Consider the following 9,679-nt stretch of genomic DNA (forward strand, 5'->3'; position numbering starts at 1 on the left):
TCGGTGGGGTAGACGTCGGAGAACTGGGTGACGCTGGTCACCTGATCAGCGGAAGCCGCGTAATCAGAAACGCCGTTGATGTTCAGCTCGGCGGCATTAGCACCAGAGGCCAGAAGGCCAAGGGCGGCAGGAGCCACCAGCAGTTGCTGGAAAAGCTTCATTGAATTCCTCACACAGGAAATAGGCGCAACTACGCCATTTCCAGATTGTGAGAGGCAGCCTTCAAACATCCAAGTCGACTTGTGCCGGTCTTTACATCGACATGTATCAACAACGACCGTTTAGGCAGGCAGGGGGGCTCTTAAAACGATGCCCCCGCCCGGTAAACCGGACGGGGGCTCTCGCCGGGTCCGCTTTTGCCGCGGAACCGGATGATCAGTCAGTAGGCGCCGTTCAGCCGGCGTTCTCCGCGATCAGCAGACCCTGAATCAAACAACTGGAAATCATGGACACCTCCTCCTGAAGGATTGTGAATGCCGGCAACGCCTTCGGAATTGTGTTCGCTTCCCGAAGGAAGCATTCACCACTCCACGTCACTGCATCCTGAACACCCGGACCATACTCAGTTTTTGATGCGATGAGGAGCACCCATGCGCTCCGGCTCAGCTCCTGACCCAGCCCCCTGGATCGCATTGATTAGTCTCGGCTTTGTCGCTGCCGTTCTGGCTCTGATTGGCCTCGGGGATCTCCCCCTGCGGGACTTCGATGAGGCCACCGTGGCCAGGGTGGCCCTCGAACTTCGCCACGAACTCGGTGAAGCCCCGTTGCTGCCCACCCTCTGGGGCGCGCCGTACCTCAACAAGGCACCAGGACTGCACAGCCTGATCGCACTGGTGATCGGCGCGACGACGCAGCCCAACCAGCTCCCCTCGGAGTGGACCATCCGGCTGGCGCCGGCCTTGCTGTCTTGCTTGGTGGTCCCCGTCGGAGGTTGGCTGCAATGGACGCTGCGGCCGGGAGATCGCTCCAGCGCCATCGCCACCAGCGTGATCCTGCTCTCGCTGCTCCCAGTGGCTCGGCACGGACGCCTGGCCATGCTGGATGGCACGCAGCTGACGGCCATGGCTCTGCTGTGGTTGGCCTTGCTGCAACTCAACCAACGCCGATGGAGCAGCCTCTGGGGAGTGGTGGCCGGTCTGATGGCCAGCGCGATGCTGCTGCTCAAGGCACCCCTACTGGTGCCCTCGGCCGTGGCCGCCGGCCTGGCGCTGGTCTGGGGCCAGGAATGGAAAGCCTGGAACAACCGTGCCACGGCTTGCACTGGGTTCATGCTGGGCCTGGCACCGGGAATGGGCTGGCATCTGTGGCATGCCCACATCCGGGGGGCCGAGGCGCTCTGGCTCTGGGGTGGTGATGGCGCAGGGCGGGTTCTGCTGGATGCAGGCGAAGGCAGTGATCTGGGGTGGCGAGTCCCCGTGATCGAAATCGTGGAGGGGGGCTGGCCCTGGTTGCCCCTGGTGCCCTTTGCCCTGATCTGGGCCTGGCGGTGGCGCCAGAGCCGCTGGGGACGATGGTCATTGGCCAGCCTGCTCACCCTGGCTGGAGCAATTCTGCCGCTACGCACCCAGCTTCCCTGGTACAGCCACCCGCTCTGGCTGCCGATCGCCCTCCTCTGCGCGCCGCTGCTGGTCTGGCTGGTGGAGCGACCCTCCTCGTCGTCTTCTTGTTCTGATGCACCCGAAAGCCCCAGGCCACCCTGCCGCTGGCTGCTGTTGCAGCTTCCATCGTTGTGGTGCGGACTCGGCCTGCTGCTCCTGCTGCTGTGGCTGAGCAGTTTCAGCAGCATCGGCAGCAGCCTTGCGCCCTATCGCGGCTTAGCGGCAGTGCTGGGTCTCGGCTGGTGGAGCGGCGGATGGTGGCTGCGATCCGCCTCTCCGGGTCAACGGCGCCTCGGGGTGATCAGCCTGGCCTGCGGCAATGTGGCGGCTCTGGCTCTGCTGTTTCTCTCCCCATTGTGGTTGTGGGAACTCAACGAAACCTGGCCCGTGCGACCCGTTGCGGCCTTAGCCCGAGACAACTCTGGAACTGAGTTAACTCTGAAGGGCTACGACGAACGTCCCAGCCTGAACTGGTACGCCGAACAACGTATCCCGCGTTTCAAAGGTGGCAAGAGTCGGCGTCTCAGCGACAAACCTCAGGAGAACTGCATCATCGAGGGCCAAACGGGGCAATGGACCCTGGCCGACTGTCGGTAGCCTGAGCCCGACTGGAGCGCACTGTGTCGTCCACCGCGGAACGTGAAGGACAGACAAGCCACAGCGGCCTGTCCATCGTGCTGCCCACTTTCAACGAAGGAGGGTCGATCCGCCAGGTGATCGAATCACTCTTGCGGCTGGGGACCGATCATCCGCTCGAGATCCTGGTCGTCGATGACGATTCCCGGGACGGGACCCCTGATCTGGTCCGCAGCCTGGCCCGTCAGGACCCCAGGATCCGGATCATTCAGCGGGTGGGACGCTCCGGACTCGCCAGCGCCATCAAGGAAGGACTCATCGCAGCCCTCTATTCCACCGCCGTGGTGATGGACAGCGATGGCCAGCACGAGCCCAGCTCCGTTGGGGAAGCAGTGCAGCTGCTGGAACGCGAAGACCTGGACTTGGTCGCGGGGAGCCGATTCCTAGACCACTCCGAAATTCGCGGCCTCAGTGATCGACGCACCGATGGTTCCACCCTCGCCAACCGTCTGGCCCGTTGGAGTCTTCCAAGGTCCTATCGGCACCTGACCGATTGCATGAGCGGCTTCATGGTGCTGCGGCTCAACAGCTGTCTACCGCTGGTGCGCCAGGTGGACGTCAACGGCTTCAAATTCTTCTACGAGCTCCTGGCGATCAGCAGCGGCCGCCTGCAGGTGGGGGAAATCCCCCTGAGCTTTCAGCCGCGTTTGCATGGCAACTCCAAGCTCGACCTCGCCATCCTCTGGGACTTCGTGGTGTCCCTGATTCACACCGCAACCCTGCGGCTGCTGCCGCGGCGGGCGATCAGCTTCGGGCTTGTTGGCGCCTCGGGTGTGGTGGTTCAGCTGATGTCCACCGCTCTGCTAATGGGCCTGCTCAACCTCTCGTTTCAGCAGGCTCTGCCAGTGGCCGTGATCACAGCAGCAAGCTCGAACTATCTGGTGAACAACGCTCTCACTTTTCGCGATCGGCGTCAGAGCGGACGGCAACTGATCCGGGGGTTGCTGAAGTTCCTGCTGGTGGCCTCCCTGCCGGCACTTGCCAACGTCGGCCTCGCAACCAGTTTTTACACCCTGATCCAGGCCCATGCGCTCTGGGCCCAACTAGCGGGCATTGTTGTCGTCTACGTCTGGAACTATGCGGCGTCATCCCGCTTTGTCTGGAATAGCCCCTAGGCCGGCCTGGCTGCCCATCGGCCTGGGAACCCTGCTGCGGCTGGTGCAGATCTGGATGCCGGTGCTCGGCATTCACAGCTGGCGGCAGGCCGACACGGCAGCCATGGCTAGGCATTTCAGCCAGGCGGGCACACCGATCTGGCTGCCTCAGATCGACTGGAGTGGGGCCAGTGCCGGCTTTGTGGAGTCGGAATTTCCCATCTACCCCTTTCTGGTGAGCCGCCTGTACACCCTGATGGGCGTGCAGGAATGGCTGGGTCGCGGTCTGTCGGTGCTCTGCAGCGGGCTGACCATCTGGCTGGTGATGCGACTCGGCCGGCGTTGGTTTAGCCCCCAAGCCGGTTGGTGGGCAGGCCTCGCCTTTGCCATCGCACCGTTGGGGGTGTATTTCGGGCGCGCCTTCCAAGCCGAAGCCCTGTTGCTGCTCTGTGCCGCAGGGGCCCTGGAAAGCTTGAGCCTTTGGCGTGAACAACGATTGCCGTGGGCTCTAGCCCTGAGCTGGCTTTGCTTCACCACAGCAGGCTTGATCAAGGTGATTCCCCTGCTCTGGCTGGGGCTTCCCCTGCTGATGGTGCAACTCAGCACCAACCCCCAGAACCATGCCACCCCTTGGCAAACCCTGATCAGTCGCTTGATGCGACTGCTGAGGCATCCGGGGTTCTGGTTTTACATCAGCACCAGCCTTGGGGCGATCGCCGGCTGGTACTGGCATGCCCATCAACTGGGACAAGCCAGTGGCCTGAGCTTTGGGTTCTGGGGTTCGGGAGCCGATCGCAGCAGCCTCAGTCTTCTGTTGGACCTCAACGGTTGGATCAACCTGCTGATGCGGATTGGCCTGCGTCTCCTGGCACTGGTGGGAGTGCCCTTCCTGCTGCTCGGCCTCAGGGCGAGCTGGCGCAGCGGTGGCGGACAGATCGCCATCAGCGGACTGCTGGGCGTTCTGCTCTGCACAATCGCCACCATGCGCTCAAGCACGATTCATGAGTACTACCAGCTGCCGCTGCTTCTGTTCAGCTCTCCGCTCATCGGCCTCGGCTGGCAGACCTGGAAAGAGCATCGCCCCCGCTGGCAACGTCGGCTGTTGCTCAGCCTTGCCCTGGTGGTGAGTCTCACGGTGCTCTCGCTGGATTACTGGGCCGTGGAGCATCGCCAACGTCAGGCATGGATGCCCCTAGCCCTCACCATCCGCAGGGATCTGCCGATCGACGCACGGATCGTGAGTGTCACCAGCACAGATCCAACCTTGCTCAACCTGGCCCGCCGTCAGGGCTGGCTGATCTCCAGCAAGCAACTCACGCCGGAGCGGATTCAGCGCTGGAAGAAGGCCGGAGCCAGCCATCTCGCCGGCAGCTTCGTGTGGGACAAGACCTACCGGCCGATGCCTGAGCAGCGGCAACGAATTCTGCGAGAGATGGTGGATGCAAGCCCCGGCGCCTGGGTGGACCCGCGCAGCCAGACCTACCTGATTCCGATTGATGAGCTCCACCCCAAGGGCTGAATCCCAGCCATCGCTCCCGCCTGACTGCCCCCAGCTACTGGTGGTCTTGAGCGCAGGCCTGGGCCTGCTTCTCTGGGGTGTCGCGGCGGCGCGGCATGGCCTGCTCCAAAGCAATGCCTACGACCTCGGACTGTTCGACCAATGGGCCTGGCTGATCGGATCTGGAGCCGCACCGATCTCCTCGATGGAGCAGGTGCATGTGCTGGCCGACCACGGAGCTTGGATGCTGTATTTGGCCGGGGGGGCCTATCGGATGTTGCCCAGCCTGCATTGGCTCTTGGGCAGTCAGGCCCTGGCCCTGAGCTTCACAGCGCTGCCGATCTGGTGGCTGGCGAAGCAGGCTGGGTTGTCGCGACGACGCTGCTGGCTGGCTTGCAGCCTCTGGTGGTTGCAGCCGGTGGTGTTCAACGCCGCTTTATTTGATTTCCATCCCGAAACCTGGGTGATGCCCGCCTTTGCTCTAGCGCTCTGGGCAGAACGCGAAGGCCGCCCCCGGCTCTGGGTGGCACTGCTGCTGCTGCTGCTCGGCTGCCGCGATGGCCTTGTGCTGATCACATCCGGCATGGCCATCGATCTTGCCTGGCGCCGGCGTTGGCGGTGGAGCCTTGCGGCGGGCGGCCTCAGCGTTGGATGGCTGCTCATCCTCAGCCGTTGGCTCTATCCACTGCTGCGGAACGGCGAAGGGCCCAAAGCCGCATCACGCATGTTCAGCCATTTAGGTGGCGATCCAACCACCGTTCTCAGTGGCCTCGATTGGAGCGGTGGTGCGGAATACCTGCTGCTCCTCTGCCTGCCCTGCATCTGGCTGTGGCGTCGGGCCTCCGTCAGCACATTGCTGATCGGGCTGCCCTTGGTGCTGGTGAATCTGCTCTCTGCGGCCGCCAGCTATCGGACCCTGGTGCATCACTACAGCCTGCCCCTTGCGGTGGTGGCCGTGGTGGCCTGCATCGATGGTCTGCAGCAGCAACACCAACCCAAGCGGACGTTTCCCTGGATGCTGTGCTGGGCTGTGGCCTGCTGGCTGGTGCTGGCCAAGCCCTGGTTCTTCACCGGGCCCTACCTGGCCCGACTGCCCCAGCTGCAGGCCGTTCACGAGGCCAAGGTCCTGATCCAACAAGAGGACGCGGTGCTCACCACCAGCTATCTGGTACCGCAGCTCAGCCAGCGCACCACCATCAGCTTCCCCAAAAAAAAGCAGAGCATGCCCCACGACGCTGCAACCTGGAACGTGCTGCTGCTCAATCCCAGTGACCCGGGCTGGGGATCGAGCCGAAAGGTTCAAAAGAGCTTGCTTACTCAAGCCAGGGACAGGAACTGGACCTGTCGGAGCTGGCCATCGGGCCTGGAGCTGTGTCGAGCCCCTGCCGCTGCAAAACAACAGCCCCGCCATGGCAATGCACCAAGCGATAGTCACCCGACTCCTTGAGCTTCCGCAGTTCCCGCTTAATGCGCTGCTGTTTGTTGCGCGAACCCTTGAACACCTCAGCCAACGGCGTGTAGTAACCGGGCAAAGCCACAACCCAGTCCACCGGTTGAACGCGTCCCTGGCGATCGCGGTAGTTAGCGTGCCGAGGGAAACGAATCACCGCCTCCCGCTGTGCCAACAACGGCAGCACAGGCGTATCCGCAGCAACGCTGGCATTAGCTGGAATCAGAGCCACAGCCTGTGAAGCCGCCTGGCGGCGGTCCAGCATTTGCTGAGGAGACACATACGCCCAAGGGGAAAAACTGTCGGGGATCACGGCCGAGAAGGTGCGATGCGGGTTAGCCACCAGCGTGAGCACAAGGCCAAGGGAAAGGGCCCCGGTCCAACAGCGACGCAGCCACAACTGCGACCAGACCCCCGGGTGCCGTTGCCACCAGAGCACAGCACCGAGATAGAGCCCGGGCACCAGGGCAAGCACGTAGCGCAGCGTCACCGACAACGCCGATCGCCCCTGGGAGAGCAACGCAATCAGCAACGGAGCCAGCATCAGCAAAGCCGCATCCACCGAGAGCAGGGGCACCAGCACGAGCGGCAGGCTCAACGCCAGCACAAAGCCGAGGGTTGCTCCCAGCGGCGACACCAAGGCGTCCAGCAAGGCCAAGGGCTGGCGCAGCATCGCCCAAAGCACAGCAACGGTTCCCCCCGACGGATCGTCCACCAGATGGCCGAACTTCTCCTTGAGAAAGCGATCCGACAAGGAGGAGTCCACCATCGGTTGAATCCATCCGGTGACCAACACAACCCACGCACAGGAAACGAGCATCAGCAGGGCGCCGGTGATGCGTTGACCGGGACGACGGACCAAGGCCCAAAGCCCGAGTGAAAACAGCAACAAACCACTGTCTTCTCGCACCAACAGCAACAAGGCACCAAACAGCCACACCCGCCAACGGCAGCCATCGAGCAGGCCTCCCACCACCAGGAACGCCAACAAAGGCAACCAAACCAGATCGTGAAAGTTCTCGAGGGCCGGACCAATCACCGCGCCACTGAGGAAGTAAGCCAGCGTGATCCGCTCCGCCAAGGGGCGCGGCAGTCGCGAGTCGGCCAATCTCCACAACACGAGCCCCGCAGCGGCGAGAAGCCCCACCTGAAGCAAAGGAAGCGCCCACATCCCGAACACAGCCACTAGGGGGGCCATGAGCACGGTGAGGACGTTGGCGTGCTGCCCCAAGTGCAAGTAATCGATGGACGGAAGACCATCGCCGACCACCACCGCTCCGGACAACACGGATGAAAGGCTGCTTTCAAAAGGTCGACCCTGAGCGGTGGCCCAGAGTTCCTGCAGAAACAGGGCTTGGTCATAGGTCGCGCTGAGGCTGAACAGCCTCCAGGCCTGCAACGCAAAGCAGATCAGGGCAAACAGGCCCGCCATCGCCAACACGTTGCGTGGCCACCGTGTCGTGGAAGGCGCATCAATGCCGCTGGGTCGACGCATGCAGCCGTCCTGGATGGATTTTGGGCAGGTTACGGAGCGTCCTGCACGGGGCCAAGCAGCACCCGCGTCCGCAGCAGCAAGAGATAGATCGACGCATAAAGCACCAGCTCACCCCACTCCTGATCCCGGTTGAGGATCACGTCGGAAAAGGTCCGCGTGGCAATGAAGAACGCCAGTGCAGAAACCGCCAGGAACAACGGCCAGCTGTAGGAAGCGGGGGTGAGGGCCCTGGTCACGGCCGCCATCGGCTCCGAACACTGTTTGGTTAGAGCTCGCATCCAGCGAGGCGCCAGAACCACAACCGCCAAAACCCCAAGGGTCGCGAAGAACGTGCCGACATCCAGTCGATCCTGAAACCACTCGATGTTGTGCAGGGTCGTCTCGTTCTGGGCATTGATCTCGTTCAACAAGGGCGGGGTCCGCCAACTGAAGATCACCTGACCCCAGGCGAGTTCCTCCATCAAGACCAGAGCCAGGAATCCGGCACCGATCTGGAACAGGCGTCCGGGTCGGCGTTCCTCAAGACGTGCATTCAAATCAGTGCCGATCAGCCAGGCCGCTCGGGTGGCGAGCACCAGGACAAGCACTTGGCTCCACTCGACCAGCCCCCCTTCGCCAAACACCAGATTTTTGTAGGCATCACGATCCACCGAGCCGGTCTTCAGCGCCACCACAAGCAAAACCACAAGAGCCAGGAGCCCCCACACCGCGCGGGAACGCCCTTGATGAGCCAAGGGATCGGCAACCGACAGCAACCGCAGCAACCACTTGGAGCGGGCAGCCCAGATCGCCACGGCCGTCGTCACCCCCGCCAAGACACCCCAACCGAGATCCAGTGAAGATCCGCCAGACGCAGTGCTCACCAGTTGCACCACCACCGTCAGCAGAGACGCCGCCGCAATCACCACAAACAATCTGGTGATAGCGGTCTTGAGGCCGCGACCCCGTGTGTAGATCACCGCCACCAACCCGTCTCTTGCGCGAAGCGCAGGTTAAGCAGAGGTTTAGAACCGAAGAGCGGGGCCGTTGTTCGTCCTCCGCACCATCCAATCGTGACTCAGCAATCCAAAGCAGCAGACCACAGCCAGGAAGGGATCATGCCCCTCACTCCCAGGTCTGTTCGCAACCTGCTGATGGCCATCACCGCAGGGTTTCTGGTGGCTCACTGCGTCGTTCAAGTGGGCATTTATGGCTTCGGGGCCGAGAAGCATTGGCTTGACAGCCTCAACATGGACCGGGAGCTCAACCTGCCCACACTGTTCAGCAGCTCGCTGTTGCTGATATCAGCACTGTTGATGCAGCGACTGGGTCACAACAGCAACCCCGACGCAGGAGATGACTGGCGTTTGCTGTCGAAGATTTTCATCTTTCTGGCGCTCGACGAAGCACTGCAGATTCACGAGATCCTGATCATTCCAGGGCTACGACACCAGGTGCACCCAGCCCTGGCATCCACCTGGGTGGTGCCCTACGCCGCCCTCGCCCTCATCATGCTCTGGAGATTTCGAAGCTTCCTCGGGTCGATCCCCAGAGCAACGGCAACAGGGTTGCTGCGTTCAGGCGCGGTCTATGTGGGCGGAGCCATTGGCATGGAGATGATCGGCAGCTTTGCTGTTCGATCGAGCCTGATCCGCCTGCATAGCCCCTGGTATGGCGCCATCACAGGCCTCGAAGAAGCACTGGAACTGGTTGGGATCATTCTTCTTATCGATGCGCTGATGCGGGCACTGCTTGCCCAACAGGACAGCGTCGACATCACTCTTCGTTTGACTGCCGCTCAAGACGAGCAATAAAAAAAAACCGCCCTGTTGGGCGGTTGATGGAAACAATCTTCTTGCGATCAGAGGGCGTTGCCACGGGGCAGAACCTCTTCAGGGAAGACGAAGTTTTCGTGCGGCTGGTCAGCCG

General features: G+C 62.4%; 7 protein-coding genes and 3 pseudogenes. 5 read left to right on the forward strand and 5 right to left on the reverse strand.

Annotation, left to right across the window (positions count from 1 at the left end; genetic code table 11):
* Both DXY30_RS14405 and DXY30_RS04615 read right to left on the reverse strand, forming a co-directional pair.
* Nucleotides 1-161, reverse strand: a pseudogene (locus tag DXY30_RS14405) (porin); the annotation flags it as partial.
* A gap of 218 nt (nt 162-379) precedes the next feature.
* Nucleotides 380-520: a hypothetical protein gene (locus DXY30_RS04615; RefSeq protein ID WP_170951130.1), complete on the reverse strand. Its 141-nt coding sequence runs from the start codon at nt 518-520 to the stop codon at nt 380-382.
* A gap of 70 nt (nt 521-590) precedes the next feature.
* On the opposite strand from DXY30_RS04615, the gene DXY30_RS04620 reads away from it, so the two are divergent.
* From DXY30_RS04620 to DXY30_RS04635, 4 genes are read left to right on the forward strand one after another with little or no spacing between them, the layout of a single operon-like run.
* Complete coding sequence (locus DXY30_RS04620) at nt 591-2,195, forward strand: glycosyltransferase family 39 protein (protein WP_115093578.1); 1,605 nt, start codon at nt 591-593, stop codon at nt 2,193-2,195.
* Nucleotides 2,196-2,218: 23 nt separating this feature from the next.
* Nucleotides 2,219-3,349 carry a glycosyltransferase gene (locus tag DXY30_RS04625; protein WP_115093582.1) on the forward strand — a complete coding sequence of 377 codons (1,131 nt, stop codon included), beginning with the start codon at nt 2,219-2,221 and terminating at the stop codon, nt 3,347-3,349.
* Nucleotides 3,312-4,847: a glycosyltransferase family 39 protein gene (locus DXY30_RS04630; RefSeq protein ID WP_244281272.1), complete on the forward strand. Its 1,536-nt coding sequence runs from the start codon at nt 3,312-3,314 to the stop codon at nt 4,845-4,847. Before DXY30_RS04625 ends, DXY30_RS04630 begins: the two co-directional genes overlap by 38 nt.
* Complete coding sequence (locus DXY30_RS04635) at nt 4,825-6,273, forward strand: DUF2079 domain-containing protein (protein ID WP_115093579.1); 1,449 nt, start codon at nt 4,825-4,827, stop codon at nt 6,271-6,273. Before DXY30_RS04630 ends, DXY30_RS04635 begins: the two co-directional genes overlap by 23 nt.
* Before the next feature lie 7 nt (nt 6,274-6,280).
* Here the strand turns inward: DXY30_RS04635 and DXY30_RS04640 are convergent.
* Both DXY30_RS04640 and DXY30_RS04645 read right to left on the reverse strand, forming a co-directional pair.
* A pseudogene (locus tag DXY30_RS04640) lies at nt 6,281-7,771 on the reverse strand (DUF2079 domain-containing protein); the annotation flags it as partial.
* 29 nt (nt 7,772-7,800) lie between these two features.
* A complete protein-coding gene (locus DXY30_RS04645) occupies nt 7,801-8,736 on the reverse strand; it encodes a pectate lyase (protein ID WP_137006792.1) in 936 nt (311 codons plus the stop codon).
* Between the two features lie 87 nt (nt 8,737-8,823).
* On the opposite strand from DXY30_RS04645, the gene DXY30_RS04650 reads away from it, so the two are divergent.
* Entirely contained in the window at nt 8,824-9,564 is a 741-nt protein-coding gene (locus tag DXY30_RS04650) for a hypothetical protein (RefSeq protein ID WP_244281274.1), read from the forward strand.
* Nucleotides 9,565-9,611: 47 nt separating this feature from the next.
* Here DXY30_RS04650 and DXY30_RS14680 read toward each other — a convergent pair.
* Nucleotides 9,612-9,679: pseudogene (locus DXY30_RS14680) on the reverse strand (photosystem II protein D2); the annotation flags it as partial.

The organism is Synechococcus sp. UW106 (assembly GCF_900474015.1).
In the GTDB taxonomy this organism is placed as follows: Bacteria; Cyanobacteriota; Cyanobacteriia; order PCC-6307; family Cyanobiaceae; genus Parasynechococcus.